This is a genomic window from Paraburkholderia sartisoli (assembly GCF_900107685.1).
Classification (GTDB): Bacteria; Pseudomonadota; Gammaproteobacteria; order Burkholderiales; family Burkholderiaceae; genus Paraburkholderia; species Paraburkholderia sartisoli.
Genome location: NZ_FNRQ01000001.1, coordinates 594,889 through 617,239 on the forward strand (window position 1 = coordinate 594,889; position 22,351 = coordinate 617,239).

At 63.9% G+C, this 22,351-nt stretch carries 20 protein-coding genes; 8 read left to right on the top strand and 12 right to left on the bottom strand.

Translation table 11 applies throughout. The features are described from left to right. The first annotated feature begins 276 nt into the window (after positions 1-276). Entirely contained in the window at positions 277-1,443 is a 1,167-nt protein-coding gene (locus tag BLV45_RS02715) for an NRAMP family divalent metal transporter (RefSeq protein WP_245753098.1), read from the top strand. Between the two features lie 287 nt (positions 1,444-1,730). On the opposite strand, the gene BLV45_RS02720 is transcribed toward BLV45_RS02715, so the two are convergent. The 8 genes from BLV45_RS02720 to BLV45_RS02755 form a co-directional block, all read right to left on the bottom strand. Continuing rightward, entirely contained in the window at positions 1,731-3,656 is a 1,926-nt protein-coding gene (locus BLV45_RS02720; RefSeq protein ID WP_245753099.1) for a potassium transporter Kup, read from the bottom strand. Positions 3,657-4,071: 415 nt separating this feature from the next. After that, a complete protein-coding gene (locus BLV45_RS02725) occupies positions 4,072-5,535 on the bottom strand; it encodes a PepSY-associated TM helix domain-containing protein (protein WP_090528612.1) in 1,464 nt (487 codons plus the stop codon). Positions 5,536-5,615: 80 nt separating this feature from the next. Next, a complete protein-coding gene (locus BLV45_RS02730; RefSeq protein WP_090528615.1) occupies positions 5,616-7,967 on the bottom strand; it encodes a TonB-dependent receptor in 2,352 nt (783 codons plus the stop codon). Positions 7,968-8,050: 83 nt separating this feature from the next. Next, positions 8,051-8,443 carry a DUF2946 domain-containing protein gene (locus BLV45_RS02735; RefSeq protein ID WP_090530986.1) on the bottom strand — a complete coding sequence of 131 codons (393 nt, stop codon included), beginning with the start codon at positions 8,441-8,443 and terminating at the stop codon, positions 8,051-8,053. Positions 8,444-8,614: 171 nt separating this feature from the next. Beyond that, the gene (locus BLV45_RS02740) at positions 8,615-9,502 is read right to left on the bottom strand and encodes a CopD family protein (protein ID WP_090528618.1); all 888 of its coding nucleotides are present in this window, start codon (positions 9,500-9,502) and stop codon (positions 8,615-8,617) included. Position 9,503: 1 nt separating this feature from the next. Next, positions 9,504-9,884 carry a copper resistance CopC family protein gene (locus tag BLV45_RS02745; protein WP_090528622.1) on the bottom strand — a complete coding sequence of 127 codons (381 nt, stop codon included), beginning with the start codon at positions 9,882-9,884 and terminating at the stop codon, positions 9,504-9,506. A gap of 11 nt (positions 9,885-9,895) precedes the next feature. Then, on the bottom strand, positions 9,896-10,792 hold the full coding sequence (locus BLV45_RS02750; protein WP_090528625.1) for a hypothetical protein: 897 nt from the start codon (positions 10,790-10,792) through the stop codon (positions 9,896-9,898). A gap of 107 nt (positions 10,793-10,899) precedes the next feature. Continuing rightward, positions 10,900-11,283, bottom strand: coding sequence for a DUF2946 domain-containing protein (locus BLV45_RS02755; protein WP_090528628.1), 384 nt, complete (start codon positions 11,281-11,283; stop codon positions 10,900-10,902). A 172-nt stretch (positions 11,284-11,455) separates the two neighbouring features. Here BLV45_RS02755 and BLV45_RS02760 point away from each other — a divergent pair, with 172 nt between their 5' ends. Beyond that, the gene (locus BLV45_RS02760) at positions 11,456-12,262 is read left to right on the top strand and encodes a hypothetical protein (RefSeq protein WP_245753101.1); all 807 of its coding nucleotides are present in this window, start codon (positions 11,456-11,458) and stop codon (positions 12,260-12,262) included. 102 nt (positions 12,263-12,364) lie between these two features. Here BLV45_RS02760 and BLV45_RS02765 read toward each other — a convergent pair whose 3' ends face one another. After that, positions 12,365-13,186 (bottom strand): DUF2182 domain-containing protein, encoded by an 822-nt coding sequence (locus BLV45_RS02765; RefSeq protein WP_245753102.1) that lies wholly within the window; start codon positions 13,184-13,186, stop codon positions 12,365-12,367. Between the two features lie 2 nt (positions 13,187-13,188). Beyond that, complete coding sequence (locus BLV45_RS02770) at positions 13,189-13,974, bottom strand: DUF899 domain-containing protein (RefSeq protein WP_090528634.1); 786 nt, start codon at positions 13,972-13,974, stop codon at positions 13,189-13,191. A gap of 126 nt (positions 13,975-14,100) precedes the next feature. Between BLV45_RS02770 and BLV45_RS02775 the strand changes: the two genes are divergently transcribed. Next, positions 14,101-15,321, top strand: coding sequence for a helix-turn-helix domain-containing protein (locus BLV45_RS02775; protein WP_090528637.1), 1,221 nt, complete (start codon positions 14,101-14,103; stop codon positions 15,319-15,321). 9 nt (positions 15,322-15,330) lie between these two features. Beyond that, on the top strand, positions 15,331-16,017 hold the full coding sequence (locus tag BLV45_RS02780; RefSeq protein ID WP_090528641.1) for a Vgb family protein: 687 nt from the start codon (positions 15,331-15,333) through the stop codon (positions 16,015-16,017). Positions 16,018-16,106: 89 nt separating this feature from the next. On the opposite strand, the gene BLV45_RS02785 is transcribed toward BLV45_RS02780, so the two are convergent. Continuing rightward, a complete protein-coding gene (locus BLV45_RS02785; RefSeq protein ID WP_090528644.1) occupies positions 16,107-17,045 on the bottom strand; it encodes a LysR family transcriptional regulator in 939 nt (312 codons plus the stop codon). A gap of 155 nt (positions 17,046-17,200) precedes the next feature. On the opposite strand from BLV45_RS02785, the gene BLV45_RS02790 reads away from it, so the two are divergent. Both BLV45_RS02790 and BLV45_RS02795 read left to right on the top strand, forming a co-directional pair. Then, positions 17,201-18,031 (top strand): MFS transporter, encoded by an 831-nt coding sequence (locus BLV45_RS02790; protein WP_090528647.1) that lies wholly within the window; start codon positions 17,201-17,203, stop codon positions 18,029-18,031. A gap of 49 nt (positions 18,032-18,080) precedes the next feature. Next, positions 18,081-18,587 carry a hypothetical protein gene (locus BLV45_RS02795; RefSeq protein ID WP_090528650.1) on the top strand — a complete coding sequence of 169 codons (507 nt, stop codon included), beginning with the start codon at positions 18,081-18,083 and terminating at the stop codon, positions 18,585-18,587. Between the two features lie 250 nt (positions 18,588-18,837). On the opposite strand, the gene BLV45_RS02800 is transcribed toward BLV45_RS02795, so the two are convergent. Continuing rightward, complete coding sequence (locus tag BLV45_RS02800; protein WP_090528653.1) at positions 18,838-20,511, bottom strand: alkaline phosphatase family protein; 1,674 nt, start codon at positions 20,509-20,511, stop codon at positions 18,838-18,840. Between the two features lie 415 nt (positions 20,512-20,926). Between BLV45_RS02800 and BLV45_RS27765 the strand changes: the two genes are divergently transcribed. Then, a complete protein-coding gene (locus BLV45_RS27765) occupies positions 20,927-21,115 on the top strand; it encodes a hypothetical protein (protein ID WP_090528655.1) in 189 nt (62 codons plus the stop codon). A 134-nt stretch (positions 21,116-21,249) separates the two neighbouring features. Continuing rightward, the gene (locus tag BLV45_RS02810; protein ID WP_090528657.1) at positions 21,250-21,945 is read left to right on the top strand and encodes a phosphatase PAP2 family protein; all 696 of its coding nucleotides are present in this window, start codon (positions 21,250-21,252) and stop codon (positions 21,943-21,945) included. The last annotated feature ends 406 nt before the right edge of the window (positions 21,946-22,351 follow it).

Consider the following 22,351-nt stretch of genomic DNA (forward strand, 5'->3'; position numbering starts at 1 on the left):
ATCATTCGCGCCGTACAATTTCGTACGCGATGCGAGTGCGGTCATACCCCGGAATCATCGAGGCGATACAGTTCGTGCGCCGTCCGCGCCGGCAAGCGCGGCAGCGGTGACGGCTTCGATGCCGCATGCGTGTCGACGGCACCTTGCACGCGCCTGTCCGTCACCGGATACCCCTTTCACTTTCTTTCAGAACGCATGGCTGGTTCCTCGCTGCCCAAACCAAAGGTCTCGCCCCATCTGCGCTGGGTCGCTTTATGGGGACCTGGACTGCTTGTCATGCTCGCTGACTGCGATGCCGGGAACGTCGTAACGGCGGCGCAGGCCGGCGCGCAATGGGGGCTTCATCTTCTGGTGGTGCTTCTCGCGCTCATTCCCCTGCTTTACATGGTCCAGGAGCTCACCGTCCGGCTTGGCATTTTCACCGGACAAGGCCACGGCGAACTCATCCGCTCGAACTTCGGCCCGCTGTGGGCATGGGTATCGGCCGCCGGGCTGGTCATTGCCGTGCTCGGCTCGCTTGTGACGGAGTTCACGGGCGTCGCCGGCGTAGGCGAGATGTATGGTGTCTCACGGTCCGTCAGTTTGCCGCTTGCCGTCGTTGCCCTGATAGCTGTCGTGCTCACCGGTTCGCATAAACGCGTGGACAAGGCCGCAATCGCCTTTGGGGCCTTCGAGTTGACGTTTTTCGTCGTGGCGTGGAAGGCGCATCCGGACATCCACGACCTGTTCCGGCACATGACTCGCCTCCAGCCCGGCATGCGTCAGTCTGGATACCTTGCGGCTGCGCTGATCGGCGCGACGTTCAATCCATGGATGGTCTTCTATCAGCAGGCGGCGGTAGCGGACAAAAAACTCACTGCGCGAGACTACACGGCGGCCCGGGTCGAAACGGCCGTTGGTGCGGTCCTCACGCAGCTACTGACGGGGGCGGTTCTTGTCGCGGCGGCGGCAACGCTATCGGGACATGGTGGACAACACGCCCTGCAAAGCGTGGGCGAGATCAGTGTCGCCCTTGCAACCGTGGTGGGCCCCCACGCTGGACGCATCCTTTTCAGTGCAGGTGTTCTTGGCGCGTCGATGGTGGCGGCCATTGTCTGCTCGCTGTCCCTGGCGTGGGGGCTGGGTGAAGTGGCCGGATACCGGCGCTCGCTCGAAGACCGGCCCGCAAGCGCGCCGTGGTTCTACGGGGTGTATGTGGCGACCGTTGCCGGTAGCGCTTATGTCGTCTGGCTGGCGCCGAACCTCGTTTCGCTGAACGTCGCCGCGCAGGTGGTCAACGCGTTGATGCTGCCACTTGTGATTGGCTTGCTCATCGCGCTTGGCGTCGCCGCGCTGCCTCGCCAGCATCGGCTTCGCGGAGCTTACTTGTGGCTTGTCTGCGGCATCGCGGCAGTGGTCTGCGTAGCCGGCGTCCTTGGCGCGGGCCTCGGCTTTCTTTCGTGAGAAGCGCGCTGTCCTGTCGCCGGGACAAAAATGCAGGGTCGCTTCGCTGCGCTGAGAAACCATGGTTGTCGGGATTCCTGCGCTTCGATATCTCCTCGCCGTGTACTGCTTCATGCAAAGGGCACGCGCATGCTTCCCGCTCACGCCCGAAAGGACAAACCCCCACGCTCCGAAATACGTGGGGTTCGCCAGCAGGCCGAGCCTTGATGACCTCGGGGTTCAACTGTCCGAGGTCATGCGTCGGTGTCATCGGCTCGAAGTGCGCGAATCACGGTGAAGAATTCACCTCATATTTCGACGCGCGAACCCAGTTCGATCACCCGGTTCGCGGTTAGCTTGAAATAAGCCGCAGGGTTGCCGATGTTGTGCGCCATCACGCTGAACAATCGCTCGCGCCACACCGGCATGCCCTTGCCTCCGGTCGCCACCACGGTGGCATGACTGAGGAAATAGGACACCTGCGCCGGATCGACCGCGAGGCCCTTCGGCTCGCAGTCGCGCAGCGCCTGCGGCAGGCTGGCCTCGTCCTTGAAACCGTACGCCACGATGATGGTGTAGCAGTCGTGCCCCAGCGACGTGATCGTCACGCGCTCTTCGCGCGGCACATAGGGCACATCCAGATTCGCCACGTGCATGAACAGCACACGCTCGTGCAGCACGTGGTTGTGCGCCAGATTGTTGATCAGCGCGTGCGGCACGGTGTTGGGGTCGATGGTCAGGAACACGGCGGTGCCGGGTACGCGTATCGGTTCCTTCGCGAACAGGCTGCCCAGGTACCTGGGCAGCGGCAGCGCGCCGGCATGGATGCTGGCCTCCTCGATCATCAATGCACGGCCGCGGTGCCAGGTGGACATGACGGTGAACATGATGGCGCCCAGCAGCAGCGGGAACCAGCCGCCATCCACGAACTTGAGCAGGTTCGCCGAGAAGAACGCGAAGTCGATGACGAAGAAAAAGCCGGTGGCGAGCACGCACAACAACCAGTTGTAGTGCCACGCGTAGCGCACCACGTAAAACGTGAGGAAGGTGGTGATCATCATGGTGCCGGTGACCGCGATGCCGTAGGCCGAACCCAGCGCCGTGGAGGAACCGAAACCCAGCACGGCGCCCACCACGGCGATCAGCAGCAGCCAGTTGATGGCGGGCACGTAGATCTGGCCGACCTCGCTTTCCGAGGTGTAGACGATGCCCATGCGCGGCATGAAGCCGAGTTGCATGGCCTGCCGGGTCATGGAAAACGCGCCGCTGATCACCGCCTGCGACGCGATCACGGTCGCCACCGTGGCCAGCAGCACCATCGGGAACAGCGTCACCGAAGGGAAGAGGTGAAAGAAGGGGCTGTCCACGGCGCTCGCGTCCGACAGCAGCAGCGCGCCCTGGCCCAGGTAGTTGAGCGCCAGCGCGGGTAGCACCAGGGCGAACCATGACAGCCGGATCGGCGGCGCGCCGAAGTGGCCCATGTCGGCATAGAGCGCCTCGGCGCCGGTCAGCGCCAGCACCACCGCGCCGAGCGAGACAAAGGCCACCCAGCGGTTGCGTATCAGGAATTCGAGGCCCACGAACGGGTTGAAAGCGGCCAGGATGGCCGGCGCGCGGCCGATGTTGAGCAGTCCCGACACCGCGATCACGCCGAACCACAGCACCATCACCGGCCCGAACACCGCGCCGATGCCGGCCGTGCCGTGCCGCTGCATCAGGAACAGGGCGATCAGCACGACCAGCGCGATCGATACCACGAACGGCTTGAGCTGCGGCTCCGCCACCTGCAGCCCTTCCACCGCGCTGAGCACCGAGATGGCCGGCGTGATGACGCCGTCGCCGTAGAACAGCGCAGCGCCGAACACACCGGCGAGCAGCAGCCCGCTGCGCAGGCGGGGCCGGTCCATCACCGAACTGGAGGCCAGCGCCAGCAGCGCCATGATGCCGCCCTCGCCGTGGTTGTGGGCGCGCATGATCAGGGTCACGTATTTCAGCGACACCACGATCACGAGCGACCAGATGATGAGCGACACCACCCCCAGCACATTGGCGCGGGTGAGCGTCAGCCCGTGGCTCGCGTCGAACACCGTGCTCATGGTGTAGAGCGGACTGGTGCCGATGTCGCCGAACACGATGCCGATGGCGGCCAGCGCCAGCCTGGCCATCGACCTGTGGGGGATTTCCTCGACGTGGCCGGCCCTGGCGCCGGCTTGCGGACCTGAAGACGATTCCATGAATGCCTCCTTCCCGGTCAGACGGTTCCACCAGCGAACGCCGCGCCGGCGCGCAAGCGCCGGGCGGCCGGGCCGGTCACGTGGATTCTTCCGCAGTGGGCTGATCAGCGGCCAGCCTGTCGAGATAGCGTACAGAAGAAAGGGTAGGTCTCAAAGCGTTCTTCATGGGCAAACGCGGTGGCGCGCTCAGCCCCAGCTTTCGGCCGGGAAGCGCCAGACAGGAAAATCAGGGGCGGATTCGCACGGAAAAGAGCGGGCGTGGCAATCTCATTCCAGCGTGAACTGTTGCCGCACGACGTGAATGCACGGCATCGCTTGCCGCAGGTGTCCGTTCTACCCGACGCTCGCAACCCATTCACCGTTCCGTCACGCGTCGCTTGCCGCGATTGCGCGCGAACGGCGGCAGCCTGCTGACTCAGGATGCGAATTCCTGTGCGCCGCGGAAAAGCATCCTGTCGGCGAACCAGACCGCCAGCAGCGTCGCGCCCATCAACGGAAACACCATGCCGAGCAGCACGAGGCCGGTTTTCCAGCCGCGCATCGGCGGCGCCGCGCGCTCGCGCGACGGCGCGCCAGGCAGGCGCTGCGGGCGGCGCATCCACCACATCACGCAACCGGTTATCGCCATGCCGGCAAGTCCCAGTGAGATCGCCGCGCACAGGATCTGATTGGCGACACCGAAATAGCGCCCCATGTGCAGCGACGTGCCGTATGACACCGCCTGCGAAACCGCGCCGTAGTCGCCGTAGCGGATGTCTTTCAGCACCGCTCCGCTGTACTGGTCGACATAGATCGTGCGCTCGGCTTTCGGGTCGGCGGGGAAGTACGAGACCGTATAGACGCCGGTGGGCGACGTCGGCAGCGCGATGTCGTAGCCACCCGTCACGCCGAGCGACGCCACCCGCATCACCACGCGATCGAGCGACAGCGCCTGCGTCCCGTTACGTTCGGTGGACGCCGGCACCTTCACGTTGCCGACCGCCCATGGCGTGGAAGGCAGCGGCAGGTCGTCCATCACCATGCCGGGCATCGATTCCATCTTCGACCCCGATGCGTCGGGCGCTGCATGTGTGTGCCCGGCGTGTTCCGCATGATCGCCGGGCAGCGCGGAGCGCAACGGCAGGCCGCCCCATGAGCCGGCCGGCGCACCCAGGTTCGCACGGGTTGCAAGCGCCTTGAACTGCTTGCCCCACGACCCGGACCACGGCAGACCGGTCAGCACGAACGCCACCGCGCCGAGCGCGAGCCAGGCGCCCATCACTGCGTGCAGGTTCTTCCATAGCGGTCGGCCCTTCAGTGTGAAACGCGGGCGCAGTGCGGCGCGCAGGGTCGTCTTCTCGCGCGGCCACCAGAGCGCGACGCCAGTGCCGATCATCACCAGCGTCCAGCATGCGGCCAGTTCCATCAGCAACTCGCCGGGCTTGCCGAGCAGCAGCTTGCGATGCAGCATGCGGTCCACCTGCATGAAGCGGCGCTCGACGCTCAGCGTGCCCAGAATTTCGCCGCTGTAGGGATTCACATAGACGCTTTGTCTGTCGCCATCGCGAAGACGGAAGACGAATTCGGCGCTGCGATCGGGCGTCGTCGTGATCGCAGCGGTCACGGCCACGGCATCGGCCGGCATCGCCGTGCGCGCCTTCGCGAGCAGCGCGTCCTGGTTGAGTCGTGGCGTGGCCTGTGGTTCGACAACCAGCCGGTGCGGGTAAAGCAGCGGCTCGATTTGCGGCTGGAAGCAATACAGCGTGCCGGTGATCGCTAGGATCACCAGAAACGGCATCACGAAAAGTCCCGCGTAAAAGTGCCAGCGCCATAGCGTCCGGTAGCCGGCGCTTGCCGTGCTGACGGATGAAGCTGTGTGTTGAGCCGTCGTGGTGGACATTCAATCCTCCTGGGTACAAGTCATTGATCGTTCATTTCGAGCAGCGCGGCGCAAGGGGCTACCTGAAGCCGCGCAGGCGTTCACATGCGCAGCTTCGCTTCGACGTAGAACGTGCGGCCCGGATACGGGTGGTAGACGAAGTAACGTTCATCGAACAGGTTGTCGACGCCGATGCCGATTTCACTCAGCTTCGTTGGCCTGAAGGTGAATTTGGCGTCCGCGACGATGTACGAGCTCGTGCCGCCGAACACGTCCGGATTCGTGTCCGTATTGGTCAGCGTGTTGTATTGACGGCCTGAATAACGCGCCGCAAGCGTCACTGCCGAGCGTTCGTCGATGTGATACGTCGTGGCGACGGTCGCGCGCCACAGCGGGATGCGATAAAAATACTTGCCGACGCTGGCCGGATTCTGCGCATTCTCGATGATCTTCGATTGGGTCCAGGCCACGCTCGCCAGCAGATCGAGCCCATGCACGAACACGTCCTGCCCCTGATAGCTGGTTTCGACGCCACGCGAGCGCACCTTGCCGATGTTCTGGAAGTTCGTCACGTTCGGGATCACGGTCGTATCGGTCTGGCTGAAAATCGTGTTCCTGACATCGTCCTGGAACAGCGAGAAGCGGAACAGTCCGTTCCAGTGCGCCCATTCGGCCGTCAGTTCCTTTGACAGATCGTCTTCGGGCTTCAGGTTGGGATTGTTGTTGACGATCGCGGAGCCGTTGATTTGCCCCTGAAACAGTTCGCCGACGGTCGGAAAGCGATACGCGCGGCCGATCGATGCGCGCAAGGTCAGGTCGTCGGTGACGTCGAACGATAGCGAGGCCTTCGGCGAGAAGTGATGCTGGTGTACGTCGGCTAAAGGGATCGTCGTGGCGGACGATGCCTGCGAACCGTCATACGCCTGCCAGTCCTCATAGCGCACGCCGTAGACGAACTTCCAGCGCGGCAGGAAACGCCACGCGTCCTGCGCGTACACAGCCTGCGTTTGCGTCTTGCCCCTGAACGCGTTCGCAAAAGTCGTGGCCGCTCCGTCGCGCCAGTTCAACGTGTTGTAGCTCTCGCTGTCGAGGAAGTAGTTGTCGTAGTGATAGCCGAAGCTCAGCCAGTGATTCGCGAGCCCCGCCTGCGGCGAGGCCGGTGTGTAGGTGGTTCTGAGGTCGAGCGTCTTCCAGCCGGTGCCGTCGCCGAAAATCACGGTGCCCGCGCCGTTGCCAGGGATTCCCGAATTCGCGGTGCGCGCGACGCTGTTGCTGATGTCGTAGTACGACGCGATTGCCTCGCCGTTCCAGCCGGTCTCATTGCGCGTTTTCAGCGAGACGCCATACAGCCAGTTCTCGCTCTGTCCGAGGCTCGGTGCAAGCGCGGCGGCCGGGATCGTGTACTCGTAGCCGCCGATGTCGACCTTGCCGCTGTAGACGGGGTTGCCGTTCGCGTCGCGCAGGAACGTCGAGGTCGCGCTGTTGTACGTCTGGTGCCAGTAGCCGAGCGTGAAACCGGCTTGCAGCGTCGGCGTGAAGTCGTACTGCATCTTCAGCTTGAACTGGTCCTGGACCGTATGCTCGATGCCCTCGCCATTGACGCCGAGCACGGCGGTCGGCGCGTTCGTCTGGTTGTTGTAGAAATAGGCGCCGGTGACGGGCGTGTCGCCGGCCTTCGCGGGCGTGCCGGACTTCGCGAGCGTCGCGAATTGAAGCGGCTGGCTCGTGTTTTCCAGGTGATTCACGCCAAGCAGATACGAAAATTTGCCGATCCGGTCACCGATCGACGCGCTCGCTTCACTGCCGTTGAAATTCTGGTTGACGCCGAACAGACTGAAATGCTGCGTGAACGCCTTGACGTCCGCGTCGGCTTCGAACTTCTTCGGCATGCGGGTGCTGATCAGCACCGTGGCGCCGAGCGAATTGCCCGGGTACAGCGCCGAAAACGGGCCGTAGATCACGTCGACCTGCTGGATGTCTTCCGGGAACACCATCGACCAGCGCGGTGGAAACGAGTAGTTATTGCCAAGCAGGTTGCTCAGCAGCAGGCCGTCGGCATAGACGAGCCCGCGCGCGCTTTGCGTATTGCTGGTGCCGCGCACGGCGATGATCGAGTTCAGGTCGCCGATGAAGCGCTTGCGCACCGCAAGATTCGGCATGTACTTCAGCACGTCTTCCGTATTGGTGACGTTCCAGTTCTCGAACTGCGCGCGCGTGACGGTCTCGACCGAACCTGGCAGATTGGGATCGACTGCGGGCTGTGCCGCGCCGCCACCGCTTGCTGCGGCGCTGACGGTGACCGTGGGCAGCGTCGTGTCGGCGACGGCGTCGCCCGCATGCGCGATCGATGGAATGAAAGAGAGCGGCAACAGGCCGAGTGTGACGTGACGCGCGCGGCGATGCGCGTTGGCGCAAGCGACCACGGACAGTCTTCGCCATGCGAAGTTGAACATGAGCATTTCCTTGATGCGTTGGACGAACGATCGCGAACGCGGTTAATCCGCGCGTTGGGTCTCGCGATCGAAATCAGCGGCGATCAGGAAATGACGGGGGGATCTCTTGGACGCCCGGACGGAAACGCACCGAGCGGCGTGAAGCGTGTGGAGAGTACGGGCGGCGCGGCGCGTGCGATCTCGAACGACGCGACCGGCGCGAGCGACGCGACGCCAGGTACCGCCACGTGATGCTCGAGCAGATGGCAATAACCGCAGGCGCCGAACGCATCGTCATGGCTCAGGTGAACAGGCGCGGGGCTCGCTTGATGCAGTTGCGTCAAGCCTTGCGGCTGAAGCGCCGAGCACAGCGCCGCGACCGGCTCGTTCGCGCGTTCCGCTGCCAGCACCTGGCTGACAACCGGCGCGAACACGATGAGCCACATGGCGATCAGGCCAAGCCATGCGGTCATCCGGTTGCGCGGGCGTAGTGTCATGATGGTGAGCGTAAAAGACGCGCAGCAGTCTAACATCGCACGTCCATCGATTCCAGCCTCCGAGGGATTGAAGCGGCCAGTCGCCAGGCGATGGTAGTGGCAGTGGCAATGGCAATGGCAATGGCAACGCCGGATGCGGTCCTACGCTTTCGGGGCATCCGCAAATGGCGGTTAACCGGTCGCCGCGGGGATGCTGTGACCGAGTGTCGCGGCGACGGCCAGCGCGAGCACCAGCAGGACGGCCTCCATCGTGAGCAGTCGCATGAACGCAGGCAGGGCAGCCGGATTGCCGGCGCGCATGTGTCTGAGATGGACGAAGCGATTGATGGCCCCGATGGCTATCGCAACAGTCACGATAATCACCTTGGCTTCCAGCAATTGGCCCCAGAGACTGCTGGTCAGCGGCGCGAGTGTTCCGCCCAGCCCACGGTACGCGTTCATGAGACCCGTCGCGATCGCGATCAGGAAGGTACACGTCGCCACGTTGGACAGTCGCGTCATGTTCGCAGCGGCGTCCGGCTCGGCCGTCAGTATCCGGCGCAGCGGCCAGGCCGCCGTGATGACGACGCCCGCCCATCCCGCGGTCGCCAGCAGATGGACCATATGCACCAGCTCGGCAGCTGAAAAATCCCCCGCATCGGCTGCGTGCGTCGACGCGGCATGGGCAAACGCGACGACGACCAGCGCGGCCTGGAGCACGTCGGTCCAGACCGCGTGCCGGTGAGCCGGCCGTGGCGCAATCGTCGCGAGCAATGCGGTGATGCCGGCAGCCATGCCGATCAGCCACATCAGCCCGAAATGGGAGTGCGCGATGACAAGCGGAATCGCGGGTAACGCGTCGGCGAGTGTGCTGCCGGACATCGCGCTTGCCTGCAACGGCAGATAAAGCGTCTCTACGACGATCCACGCCGCAAGCGCCATCCGCACGATACGAAGCCGCTCCGAACCGCCGGAGCCGGCACCAATGAGCACCGCGCCCATCGCAAAAGCAAACGCGATGTCGGCGCCGGCGGCCAGCACGATCTGGGCGACGACAAGCGGATCGAACGCCTGTTGCATGCTATTTCACGTCGAACGTGTAGTCGCCGTGCGTCCGGTGCCCATCGGACGCCACGGCGACCCAATGCACGGTGTAGTGCCCAGCCGCCAGGGCGGGCAACGCAACGGTAATGATCGCGGGCTGATGCGCGTCGACCGTTGCCTTCGCCGTGTTCATCTGCTTGCCGGCGGCATCGGTGATCGTCAGCGAACTGAACGCCGGTTCGAGCGGCCCGTCGAACGTGATCTTGACGGTTGCGGGCGAGGCGACCGTCGCGCCCGCACCGGGCTCCTGATGTTGTGGAAACACGTGTGCGAAAGCGGCGCTGGCGAAAACGAATCCCGCGATCAGAAGCGCTGCGCCTGCCCTGGCCTGACGCCGGATTGCTGAGTGCTGATGCATCGTCGACTCCTTTACTGGAACAGCGGTTTGCCGATCGTCGTCGGTGCGACGTCGTCGAAAAAGATGTGAGCCTGGACCAGAATGCCCACGTGCGAGCCGCTCGCCCGGTTGACCGGAATCTGCGCCTCGACGCCGAACTGCCCGTAGCGGTTGATCCAGATGAAGCCTGGATTGACGGTCCCCGTCGTCTGCCCCTGGCTTCTCGAAAGCGGAATCTCGACAAGCGGGATGATGCTCGCGAACGGTTGCGGCAACCCGATGTCATGCACATGCTGCTGCAGATACGGGAGGCTGTACTGCACGGTGAAGCCATAGTTGAACGCGTTGGGCTGTCCGGCGCCCGTCGTCAGCGAAGGACCGGCCTCGCCGGTGATCGCGACCGGACGCAGGTACGCGAGCGAATCGGGCAGGTCGCCGAAGCCCTTGCCGGCGAAGATCGTCGGCGAAACCGTCGAGAAACTGCGTGCAATCGCGTGGCTGCCGGTTCCACCGAGTTCGGCCCTGACGCCGACCGACGTCATGAATTCATGCGCCTCGTTGACGTACAGCAGGTACTTCAGGCCCACGTCGAAGTTGTCGAAGCCGTGGGCCGTCGGGTTGCTCTGCATCGCGTACGTGCCGCCGACCGACACGGCAAGGCGTGACGTGACCAGCTTGTCGTATTCGAAGGCGAAGGTATTGACGCTCTGGTCGCCGTTGTCGCCGGGAACGCGCATGTGCCCGAACTGAAGATTTGCCTCATCCCCGACGCCGGGGTCGTCGACGGCCATCGTCGAAGGAAAGACGCGGTCGCCCGCGATCGCGTGGGCGCGGGCGGCGCACGGCGTGAACAGAACGGCGCCGTAGAGCGCCGAAACGAGTGTTGTGGCGAGCAGCGGTTTTCCGCGGCGCGTTGAGAGGATGTGCATGACTTGTCCTGTGATCGGATCGTGGCAATTCCGGCGCGTGTCATTTTTCAGGCAGACGCATGCCGGCGGCGCGATACAACCAGTGCATCGCGCGGGCGATATTCGAATCAGGACAAAACGGGCGGGGCGCGAGGCTGGGCGGAGGTGAGCGACTCAACGCGGCGAACACTCTCGAAACGCGTGGCGACGCGATGCTGGACGGCACGGACCGTGACGGCGAACAGCGCCGTCACACTGGGTATCACGGGCATGTGTGCAAGCAGGCCGCAATAGCCGCAATCCTGCCCATCCGATATCAATGGATGATGATGCTGGCCGGCGTTGTCGTCCGGCGCCACGTATTGCGTCGAAGGCACGCCGCAATACGCCTGCGGTATCACGGCACTGTCGCGGTTTGCCGCGAGCGTGTGCGAGATCGTCGGGGCAAGCGTAGTCATCAGGATTGCAAGCAATCCCAGCAGGCTGCCAATCTTCTGATAGAAGCGACTCAAGGTGCGCCCGGCGATCTGGTGACAATTCCGTGCGGATTATGCCATGCGTTACGGCAGCCGCGTATGGCCGTGCGGGCGCCATATCGATGGCGGTGTATGTCTTCGCGAGGCGGCGGGCGGATCATCGTTCACGGCGTTGCGCTAGACTGGCCGGGTCCTGGAGAGGTGTCGTGTGGCTGATCTGAAATCCATGCTGGTTCGTTCAATCGCGACGTGCGTGCTCGTCTGCGTGTCGTCGCTCGCGCACGCTGAAAATGCGACGGAGCCAGCCGCTACCGGCCATTCGCCGCCCGCTGAATTGTCCGCCTCTGCCGGCGCGCCATCGACGCAGCACTTCGTCGGCGACGATCCGGTTGCCGTAAGAGACGCCCTCGTAAAACTGCGCCTCATGGCCGAATCACCCTCGTTGAGCGACCGCGTACGGAGCCTGGCTCACGTCCCCGTCAGCGGAGCGCCGCATGACATGGATCTGGCGAAGGCCGGGCTCGATCGCGAACTGACCTTCGTTATCCCCGTGTCCTACGGAATACTGTACCGGTCGAATGCGCACCGGCTAACGGTCGACGTGGACCTCGCCGGCGACGACGTTCCTGGCCTGATCCAGCTGCAGAAGACCGTCACCGGACCCCGTGGCCGACACCTCGTGGTGGCGCCCGAGGCGAAGGCCAAAGGGTACGTCCAGCACATCGACCTCATCGAACTGAAGATCGGTGAGAAACACGAGACCAGCGTCAAAGGACACGTTGTACTCTCGCAGGCGCTCTTCGCCGAAACGACGGGAGACTTCGCGATCGTGCTGAAGTGCAGCATCACGCCGCCGTATCTGACCGAGGAGCGCGAACACAGCGATCCGAGCATCGACGAACCCACCGATATCACCACGCGAACCTCGACGTTGCACGCGACGGTTCACGCCATCTGGCTGGTCAGCCCGCAGCGCGATATCGTGCTTTCGAAAAAGCTGCATCTGTCGAAGTAAGACGCGTGCGGCCTGGGTGTCCGCGGCCCGTATCGCGACCCCTGGGTGAAAGCGTGAATTCGTCACCCCGGAAACGGACGCGCCGCGCGCATGCGGGATCCGTCATCCCGCCACGACTGCCCGGATGACGAGCAGCAACCCCGCCGCGACAAAAATGACCCCGACGGCTCGCATTGCCCGCTCGCCGGACCGGCCGAGACGTTCGACGATGGTCGCCACCGTCACGACTGCCATCGCGCGCAGATCCATCACCCCGATGACGAAGAGGGCCGCCGTCAGTCCCGCGCAGCAGTAACTGCAGTGCAGGCCGAGCCGCACGCCGTGTCGCCACGCGGTGGCGGCGTCCGCCGGCAGCGTACGTCCGCGCCGCGGCGTCTCGCGACAGCAGGCAAGGTGACGCGCCTTCCATGCAGTGAACTGGAACGCACCGGCCGCGACGACGATCGCACCGGCCACGACCGGAACCGCACGCGAGAGCGCGGGCAGTTGCATCTCCAGCTGCGCCAGCGCGACGCCCACCGGAAAGGCGGCGATTCCGGATGCCATCCACACGGAGAAGTAACCCGCGCCCACCAGCGTGGTCAGCCGGGCGAGGCGCGCCTCGCCGGTCCTGACGACGGCCTCGCGATAGCGCCACAACATGGGCGCGAGAGACGGCAGCATCATCGCGACCGTCATCACGGCCCACATGCCGAGGAACGACGTCGCAACGCCGGGCCATGTCTGTCCGCACATCCGCATCCACGTCATCGACATCGTCCAGCCGCCGGGCATCGGCATTTCGCCCATCGCCGACATCGCCGCGCACCGGACGACCGTCACCGCCGCGCTCGCGGCGAAGAGCAGCGCAACGACGCCGAAGAACGCGTGCCGGGAAGCGCGGGGTGCGCGCCCCCGTGCGCACGTTGTGCCAGTTTCAGCCACGATCAGCCACGGCTTTGAGCGGCGCTTTTCGCGTACTCGTCGTGACGACGCCACCACACGCCCGTCTCGTTGCGCCCTTTGGGCGCGCGGTCGAGCCACTGGTACATGCCCCAGACGCCATCCACGCCGCGCGCATAGGTGGAATAGGTGTGATACACGACACCATCCTCGAGCACGAACGCGCTGATGCCAGGCCGTTCGCGCGCGTACGTTGGCGCGTCGGTGCCGCATGTCGCCGCGAATTCGGCGACGGGTTGCGGCACCGGCGTCGCGTCCATCGCGTGGCCGCCGCGCTGGTAGTTGTATTCGACGGTTCCTTCGCGCTGCTGCTCCTCGGTGAACGAGACATTGAAGTCGAAGTTGAAGTCGCCGCCGGGTGCGGACGCCCACGGAAACGTCCACCCCATGCGATCCTTGTACGCGCGCAGCTTCGCGAGCGGCGCGCGCGACACCGCCATCAGCGTGACGTCGTGATTCGCCAGGTGGACGACGACGCCTTCGAAGCTGTCCGCGATCGACGAGCAGGACGGGCATCCCGCCTTGTAGTCGGGCCCGAACATGAAGTGGTAGACGAGAAGCTGCGAGCGCCCCTTGAAGAGATCCACGAGCGTCGCGCTGCCTTCATCGGTTTCGAACCGGTAGGTTTTGTCGACCCGCACCCACGGCAGCTCCTGCCGCTGCTGCGCCAGCGCGTCGCCGCGCCGGGTGTATTCCTTCTCTGCCTTGAGCAGGTCGAGCCGTGCTGCCAGCCATGCTTCCCGTGTTGCAGTGGTGTGTTCCGTTGTCATGCTTTCCTCCGTCAGGTTTCCGGTGTCGTCCGGTTTCGATACGACGTACGGGTTGTGGGTCGTGATAGATTAGTTTCCGGACCTCGAACGGTGGGAGTGACAAGTGTGGCGGGATTCGTCCAGACCATGGATTCGTTGATCGCAGCCGCGGCGCGCGCACTGGCAGCGGGGGACCCGCTCGGCGCGCTCAACCGTGTCGCGCTGCGCGACGACGCGCACGCGCTCGCGCTTCGCGGCATCGCGATGGCGCAGCTCGGCGACCTCGTGCGCGCGAAAGCGCTCGTGCGGCTTGCCGCGCGCGCGTTCGGTCCGAGAGAGGCCGTGGCGCGCGCGAGATGTATCGTCGCCGAGGCGGAAATCGCGCTGGCCTCGCGCGATCTCGGCTGGCCCGCGAAGACGCTCGATGCTGCGCGGGCGACGCTCGAAGCGCACGGCGATCGCGTGAATGCCGCGCACGCCCGGTACCTCGAAGTCCGGCGTCTTCTTCTGATAGGGCGCCTCGACGACGCCGAGCGCACGCTCGCCGCGCTGGACCCTGAACCCTTTCCGCCTGCATCGAGAGCCGCGCACGAACTGGTCGTCGCGGGCATCGCGCTGCGGCGCCTGCGTACGAAACCGGCGCGCGCCGCGCTCACGCGGGCGGATCGCGCCGCGCGCCTCGCGGGTATTCCCGCGCTGATGGCGGAAGTCGAAAGCGCCTCGCGCGTGCTGGACACGCCCGCCGCGCGCCTCATCGCGCGCGGCGAGGAGAGACCCCTCATGCTCGAGGAGGTCGAAGCGTTGCTTGAATCGCGGACGCTCGTCGTGGATGCGTGCCGTTACGTCGTGTGTGACGCGGGCACGAAGGTCTCGCTCGCGACGCGTCCGGTGCTGTTCACGCTTGCCCGCGTGCTGGCCGAGGCGTGGCCGGAAGACGTGCCGAGGGATACGCTCGTCGCGCGGGCCTTCCGCGCGAAGTCCGCTGACGAATCGCATCGCGCGCGGTTGCGGGTCGAAGTCGGGCGGCTTCGCACCGCGCTGCGGGAAGTGGCCGACGTGAGCGCGACGAAGCGCGGGTTTGCGCTGACGCCGCGCCGCGCGCCGGAGGTCGTCGTGCTGGCGCGGCCCGTCGAGGAGGCGCACGCGACGGTTCTCGCTTTTCTCGCCGACGGCGAATCGTGGTCGAGCTCGGCGCTCGCGCTGGTGCTGGGCGCGAGCCAGCGCACGGTGCAGCGGGCGCTCGATGCGCTTTCGGCGGCCGGCAAGGTGCAGTCGTCTGGACGCGGCCGGGCGCGTCGCTGGATGACGCCGCCCGTGCCAGGATTCGCGACGACGTTGTTACTCCCCGTTCCGCTACCGAACGACTAGGATGGCCGCATGAACCGATCTACCGCTAGCATCATCAATGAATATGGACCATTTCCGGGCGTCGACAGCGTGGCTGGCGTGACGTACGACGGCCAGCAGGTCTGGTTTGCCGCCGGCCGCGCGCTGATCGCGCTCGACCCCGCGAACGGAAAGACGCTGCGCTCGATCGACGTCGCCGCGGAAGCCGGAACGGCGTACGACGGCCAGCATCTGTTCCAGATTGCCGCAGGCCGCATCCAGAAGATCGATCCGCTGACCGGCCGCGTGCTGTCCACGATTCCAGCGCCTGGCGGCGGCAATGATTCCGGGCTCACCTGGGCGGAAGGGTCGCTCTGGGTCGGGCAATACCGGGACCGCAAGATCCATCAGATCGATCCAGAGACAGGGGCGATTCTTCGCACGATCGAATCCGGGCGCTTTGTTACCGGCGTCACGTGGGTTGACGGAGAGCTGTGGCACGGCACCTGGGAAGACGACACGAGCGACCTGAGGCGAATCGATCCTCGAACCGGAGAGGTTCTGGAAACGCTCGATATGCCCGCTGGCGTGTTCGTGTCGGGGCTCGAGTCCGATGGCGGCGACCAGTTCTTCTGCGGAGGAGCGAACAGCGGAAAGGTGAGAGCCGTTCGTCGTCCCCGGCGCGCTCCCGCGGAGGGGAGCGACGCTGGCGTTCCGGCCGATTCCACCAGCGGATGATCGAAGCCGAAGGGGCCCTCGCCGGAATGACGGCGATATAAAGAAAAACATCGCCCGCTCTTCCGCAACCCGGCACGCCACGCCAAGGGTCATCTTGTGCCCGGGATTTTGCCCTGGCCTGCCGAACCGCTCTTCACATGGTCGATGAAGGCACGCAGCTTCGGCATGATCTGCCGGCGGCCTGGGTAGTAGAGAAACACGCCCGATATCATCGGTGCGAACGGCTCCAGCACATGCACCAGTTTTCCGGCGCTCAACCCATCGGCGACCATCGGCTCAGGTAGCTGGGCAAGGCCCACGCCTTCGACTGCCGCGCCAAGCATGGTGGAATAATCGTTGGCGATGAGGGGGCCGGATACGGAAATCTCGATCGCGTGGCCGTTGTCGTTGAATGACCATGGCGCGAGCGCGCCGCTGGATCGCCGCCACCGCAGGCATGCGTGCTGGCGCAGATCGTCCGTGTGCTCCGGCCGGTCGCGCCCCGCGAAGTAGCCAGGGCTGCCGACAACGACGAGACGGAACGGTGGCGTCAACGGGACCGCGACCATGTCGGCGTCGACGAACTGACCCAGCCGGATACCGGCATCGAACCCTTCCGCTGCAAGATCGATCAGCTCCTTGCTTGCGGCGATCTCCACTTCGACCTCGGGATACGCCTGGCAGAAGGATGCAATCAGGGGTTCCAGCAGGATCGGCACCACCGCGCGCGGCACTGAAAGACGCAACAATCCGGCGGGCCGCTGGCCGAGTCCGCGCGCAACCTCACTGGCGGCGACAAGCTCCTCGAAGGCGGGCTTTGCGCGCGAAAGAAACCGTTCGCCAGCTTCGGTCAGGCCGACGCTGCGCGTGGTGCGTATGAAGAGCGCCGCACCAATGCGCGCTTCAAGTACACGCACCACCTGGCTGACGGCCGACGGCGTCACTCCGAGTTCCGCGGCTGCCCGGCGGAAGCTGCGATGCTGGGCAACGCTCAGGAACACCTCGACGCCGTCGAGCGCGCCCTGCCTGACTGTGAAGTTCTGCTTCATAGCCCGTCAACATTGTGATGAATAGTCGCTCGCGAGAGGCCATGGTACACCTGTGCCTGTCGATGAGGCGTCACGTCGATGCCCGCTCGACACGCTCACCGCGTGGTGTTCGGGGCCGCATTCACGAAGACCCGGATTCATATGGAGAACTGCTGATGACCGCCGCCGCTGTTCCCGCTGATATCGTCCCGCCGCGTCCTGCCTGGCGCAGCCTGCTCTGGCCGATTCCGTTGACGGTGCTGTGGATTGTGTTGATCTACTGGAAGCCGGTTATCCCGACGAGCGGCGTTCCGACCACAGCCCATCAGCTGATGGCCCATGGGCTTGTCGCGACCGGTTTGTGGCTCGGCCTCGAACGCACGGACCTGACGCCGGGCCAACGCCGCACGACCTGGCTCGCGGTCATGATTCCAGACACGCTCTGGTTCGCCGTCGCCTGGAGCGCGGCGATCAATGGCGTCTTCCGCACGGGCGCCTCGCCGTTGCCGTTGTTGCCGCTGGCGATCTTCCTGCCGGTCATGACCGGCGCGCCGCTGTTGCTGTTATCGAAGCGGGTGGGGCAGGTGCTCGATGCGATGCCGGCGACCTGGCTTGTCGCTCTTCAGCTTTACCGGGTATTCGGCGGCTGGGCTCTCGCCGCCTGGCTGCACGGGATGCTGCCGGGCGTGTTCGCGTTGCCGGCGGGAATGGGCGACGTGTTGACCGGCCTCTTCGCCGTGCCGGCGGCAATTGCCGTGGCGAGCGGTACGGCTCAAGGGCGCAGGGCGGCGATCGCGTGGAACATCTTCGGCCTTGCCGATTTCGCCGTCGCGATTACCCTGGGGATGATCACTTCGCCCGGCCGTTTCCAGTTGATCGTTCCCGGCGTGCCGGCGATCGGCGCTGGCGCCTATCCGGATGTGCTGACGCCTGCTTTCGTGGTGCCGGCCTCGATCCTGCTGCACGCGCTGTCGCTGCGCCAGCTGATCCGGCGCAGCGCCGGCTGATCTTCTTCCAGTCCCTGAATACGCCAGACAACACCTGACAGGAGGCAACATGTCACCGGAATTTATCTTCCAGCTGCATCTCGTTCTGGGCTATGTCGCCTGGCTGCTTTGCTTTCGCGTATACGTCTGGCCCAGGCTCAAGTCGATGGACCCATTCGAAGCGCAACGCGCCATCGCCACGTTGCACAGCTTCCGTTTCTTCGGGCTGGTCTTTATCCTGCCGGGTGTCGTCGGTCCCGATCTGCCTGCCAGCTTCGCGGTGTTCGCCGCATACGGTGACTTCGCAACGGGCGTTCTGGCGATGCTCGCGCTCCTCACGGCACGGTTACGCCCACTCTTCTGGTTGTTCGTCGTAGCCTTCAATCTGGTGGGGGTGACCGACCTCATCCTCGACTACTACCACGCCATCCAGTCCGATGTTCCTGCGCGTGTGGGAGAGCTGCTGGGCGCTACGTACGCGATCCCGGTCATCTACGTGCCTGTGCTGATGATCACGCATGTTTCCGCTTTCTATCTGCTGCTGCGCCCTCAGTTCAGGGTGGCCCGGAGCTATTGATCTTTCCATCAGCCATGCCATTGCAAAGCGTGGCCTGCTCCCGGCAGGCTGGCGATGAGCGAAGGACGTTTGTGCGCGCTCTTGAGCGCAATGCCGGGCGTCGCGATATCGGCCTGCCCCGCACGGAGAGCCGGCGCGGACTCACGGGTACACAAGAGCGGCGACGCGATTCCCTGGGACCGTTGCATGTCCCAGGAAATCGCGTCGCTCAGGTGCCGTGCTCCACTAGCGGCAGGGCGCGGCCATTCGCCTAAAAGCGCCCGTGATCGAACTCCGGCAGTACACGCGTTTCTTCAAGAGCGACCGAGTGCAGCAGTTCAGGATTCAGATCGAGCAGATGCAGGATCGTCGGCGCAACCTGCGTGGTCAGCACACGCTCGTCGTTGGTCCGTCCAGCGTGGTGGGCGTGGGGGACGTAGACCACGAGACCGAGATGGCTGTCGTCGGGCGCATTGCCGCCGTGCTCTTCGTCCTTGGCCTTGCTCGAGGTATAGATGACCCCCGGGTTCGGCTGGACGACGATGTCAGGCGTGCGGCCGCGTGCCGGATCGCCGAACCGGCCCGTCAACTGCGGGCCGTACAGGATGTATGCCTGCGGGCCGTCCGCGCAAATGCCGGGTGCGTTGCAGCTCAGGTTGTCTCTCAGGGTCTTCACGACCGCGGACAACTGGCTTTGATCGCGCAACCAGATCAGGCCGACGTCGTCGGTCTGCACGAAACCTGTATCGACGAGCCCCGTTCCGTCATTGAGGTTGCCGCTCTTCGTATTGTTCTGCCCGAAGTTGCCGTTCGGATCCAGATAGTTGCTTGCTTCAAGCAGTTTCGAGAGCGTGTCGCCGTTCTTCACCAGCTTCGAATGATCGCTCGGGGACTGCCCATGTTTCGCCGTGACGATGATCGCCGTCGACGAATAAAGGTTGCGTTGCTTGAGTTCGGACACGACGCGACCGAGGGCGTTGTCCAGATACGTAATCGCGTTCGTGACCTGCGGACCCGGCGTGAAGCTCGCATCCAGATAGCCGCCGCCAGTCGCGACCGTTGCTTTCTGCGCGACGCTCAATGTCTGGAAGTTGGCCCCGAACACCGTGGGCACGTCGGCGCTGGTCCGGCCTGTCGAATCCTTGCCGTCGATCTCATTGATCAGCGACTGCACATGGAAATTGTCGAACTGTTCCGTGTGCGTGTAGAGGTCGGTGTAGTTTGTGCCGGTAGCCGGATCAATCGAATTGATTTCAGTGCGTGAAAGATCGTCGACTCCCGTGCCGGACGGTCCATTGAGCCAGTCGTAGCCCCACGCGTGTTTGTCTGCCCAGGCGGTGCGGGCGCCTTTCACGTTGTGTTTGATCACTTCGAAGATCGTGTTGGTCTTCACATAGTTGTGCGGATAGACGGGCGTACAGACGCCATTGACCAGCGCATGCGGGATGGCCTGCGGATTGAACGCACCGCCGCCGTCGAGATGCGTCAGTGCGCCGCCGTTCTCGCCGTCGATGCCAGTGGTTTCGTCGAATACGACGTTCCAGCCTTGCTTGCCGGTGCAATGGCTGTCGGACGGGGCGTAGAGCGTGCGGTCATACGATACGTCGTAGAACAGGCCCGCGGATTTCGGCGAGCCACCGGTGACGAGCGCCGCGAGGCCCGGGAACGAATCCGAAAGACCAGGCGTATGTGCGTTGGTATAGGTCGTACCCGACCTGGCCAGTAACGCGAGATTCGGACATGCATTCGAACCGATGCAGCGCGCGACGTCCTGCTCGTGCAAGCCATCGAAGCTGATCAGCAGCACATGTTTTACCGACTCATGCTCATGATCGTGATCGTGTTCATCGGCCGCCGCTGCGCCCACCGAATACAGTCCGGCAAGCAGGACTACGCCTGCGCCGATGGCACTTTGTGTACGCTTCCATTTTCTGATCGTCTTCATGTCCCATCCTTTTTCAGGTTGCCGTGAAATATCCGGTAATCAGGGAGAGAATGTGCGGTGGAATTGAGTCGCCCGGATGAACCGATGCTTTCGGTTCCATAACGCACCGACGTTTCACGCTATAAACCAGAAAAATCCGTGTGATAGTGCGCAATCCTTAAGGTTTCGTTAAGGATTGGGTGACGAGGGGAAGGTTGCGATGAGGTAATCCATGGCTGGTGGCCCTGGCTTTCTCCGGCACATACGATGCGCCGGACGAAGGTGTCGCCGGGACATCGATCAGCGAAGAATCTGCGTGCGGTTCAACTGCTCCCCGGCCCTACGCAATCCCCGTGCCGGACCGGTTACGTTCGGACACACTTCGTTGCGAATCAGAATACGGCCGCCATCTACAATTCACGCACGGAGAAAAATCATGATCAGACTTTGTTGTGTCGTTGCGCTTGCGGCTGGCCTGTCAGGCTGCATTGTCGCTCCGCCGTACGGCTACGCGCCTGCGCCGGCCTATGGGTATGGGTATGGTTATGGGCCTGCGTACTACGCAGCGCCGTCCGTCGATGTCGGTATCGGTTTCGGCGGTTACGGGCACGGCTGGCGACGATAGCCTCATTGCCGCACCGGCTTCGTTGACGACCGTGTCGCTCGAGCCGGATACAGCGCGGCAGTCTTTAAGACGGTTCCGATCAATTGCACTGACCGGGGGTCGCTGCTGTTGAGAACCAAAAGATCGGCACCACAATGAACAGTTTCGATACAGCAGTCCAGGTCTTCCTGACGCACAACGCGTTCCACTCGGCGGCAGTGAATCACGCGATAAGGGTGATAGCAGGGCAGATCATATTCAAGGGCCTCGTCCTTATACCGGTGCTGTGGTGGATGTGGTTCAAACCGGATCCGCGCGGTGAATGGACGCGTGAAATGATCATCGCGACGATCGCAAGTGGTCTTCTATCACTTGCGAGCGGCAGGCTTCTCGCCTGGTGCCTGCCGTACCGGCAGCGGCCGCTCTACAACCCGGAATTGCACCTGAATTTCCCCTCCGTCGGCCTGCATGATGCCGTTGTGCGCACATGGAGTTCCTTTCCGAGCGACCATGCGATGCTATGGATGTCGGTTGCGACGGGCATCTTTCTCGTCTCCCGACGCGTCGGCGTGCTCGCGTTGTTGTACACCGCGCTCTTCATCTGCCTGCCGCGGGTGTATCTAGGCTTGCATTATCCGACTGACGTTCTCGCGGGAGCGGCCATCGGCATCGCCATCACGTGTATCGCGACGCGGGATTTTGTCAGAACACGTTTTGCAGGACCGATCCTGCGATGGATGAACGGTTATCCAGGGTTCGCCTATATGCTGGCGTTCCTTTTGTCTTTTGAGCTGGTCACCCAGTTCGATGAACTGTTTCTGCTCATCAGGGCTGGCTGGAAAGCAGTATGAACACATGAGGGGCGCTGCGTGGATGCCTGCCACGTGTCCATACCTCCCGGCAATGGCCGCCAATGCATGACTGACCCGCTGCCGGGGGCGTGACTCCGGATGTGCGGATCGCGACAATCCGTTCAGATCACTGGATTTTGTGCATTTGCCGCGAAGCTGATTGCACGTTGATTTCCAGCTAATCTGTATTGCTGATCAATTGATATCCTGCGACGTCGACAGAATCTGCCTCCACATCGCGCGATATCGTGCATCGGACGGCAGATCTAAAAGGCGGCCGGTCATGCGCCCCCGGATTTTTAAAGTCACACAAAGCCAATAGAAGAGACTCTGCGCCGGGTTGAAGTCGTGCCCAGGTAATGAAAATGTACATACTTGGTAAGTATGCGACGTAACCGGGGGAGGA

Excerpts from the sequence above, each read along its gene's own strand:
- BLV45_RS02715 (WP_245753098.1), top strand. The coding sequence starts at position 277 with ATGCTCGCTGACTGCGATGCCGGGAACGTCGTAACGGCGGCGCAGGCC.
- BLV45_RS02720 (WP_245753099.1), bottom strand. The coding sequence starts at position 3,656 with ATGGAATCGTCTTCAGGTCCGCAAGCCGGCGCCAGGGCCGGCCACGTC.
- BLV45_RS02725 (WP_090528612.1), bottom strand. The coding sequence starts at position 5,535 with ATGTCCACCACGACGGCTCAACACACAGCTTCATCCGTCAGCACGGCA.
- BLV45_RS02730 (WP_090528615.1), bottom strand. The coding sequence starts at position 7,967 with ATGTTCAACTTCGCATGGCGAAGACTGTCCGTGGTCGCTTGCGCCAAC.
- BLV45_RS02735 (WP_090530986.1), bottom strand. The coding sequence starts at position 8,443 with ATGACACTACGCCCGCGCAACCGGATGACCGCATGGCTTGGCCTGATC.
- BLV45_RS02740 (WP_090528618.1), bottom strand. The coding sequence starts at position 9,502 with ATGCAACAGGCGTTCGATCCGCTTGTCGTCGCCCAGATCGTGCTGGCC.
- BLV45_RS02745 (WP_090528622.1), bottom strand. The coding sequence starts at position 9,884 with ATGCATCAGCACTCAGCAATCCGGCGTCAGGCCAGGGCAGGCGCAGCG.
- BLV45_RS02750 (WP_090528625.1), bottom strand. The coding sequence starts at position 10,792 with ATGCACATCCTCTCAACGCGCCGCGGAAAACCGCTGCTCGCCACAACA.
- BLV45_RS02770 (WP_090528634.1), bottom strand. The coding sequence starts at position 13,974 with ATGACAACGGAACACACCACTGCAACACGGGAAGCATGGCTGGCAGCA.
- BLV45_RS02775 (WP_090528637.1), top strand. The coding sequence starts at position 14,101 with ATGGATTCGTTGATCGCAGCCGCGGCGCGCGCACTGGCAGCGGGGGAC.
- BLV45_RS02780 (WP_090528641.1), top strand. The coding sequence starts at position 15,331 with ATGAACCGATCTACCGCTAGCATCATCAATGAATATGGACCATTTCCG.
- BLV45_RS02785 (WP_090528644.1), bottom strand. The coding sequence starts at position 17,045 with ATGAAGCAGAACTTCACAGTCAGGCAGGGCGCGCTCGACGGCGTCGAG.
- BLV45_RS02790 (WP_090528647.1), top strand. The coding sequence starts at position 17,201 with ATGACCGCCGCCGCTGTTCCCGCTGATATCGTCCCGCCGCGTCCTGCC.
- BLV45_RS02795 (WP_090528650.1), top strand. The coding sequence starts at position 18,081 with ATGTCACCGGAATTTATCTTCCAGCTGCATCTCGTTCTGGGCTATGTC.
- BLV45_RS02800 (WP_090528653.1), bottom strand. The coding sequence starts at position 20,511 with ATGAAGACGATCAGAAAATGGAAGCGTACACAAAGTGCCATCGGCGCA.
- BLV45_RS27765 (WP_090528655.1), top strand. The coding sequence starts at position 20,927 with ATGATCAGACTTTGTTGTGTCGTTGCGCTTGCGGCTGGCCTGTCAGGC.
- BLV45_RS02810 (WP_090528657.1), top strand. The coding sequence starts at position 21,250 with ATGAACAGTTTCGATACAGCAGTCCAGGTCTTCCTGACGCACAACGCG.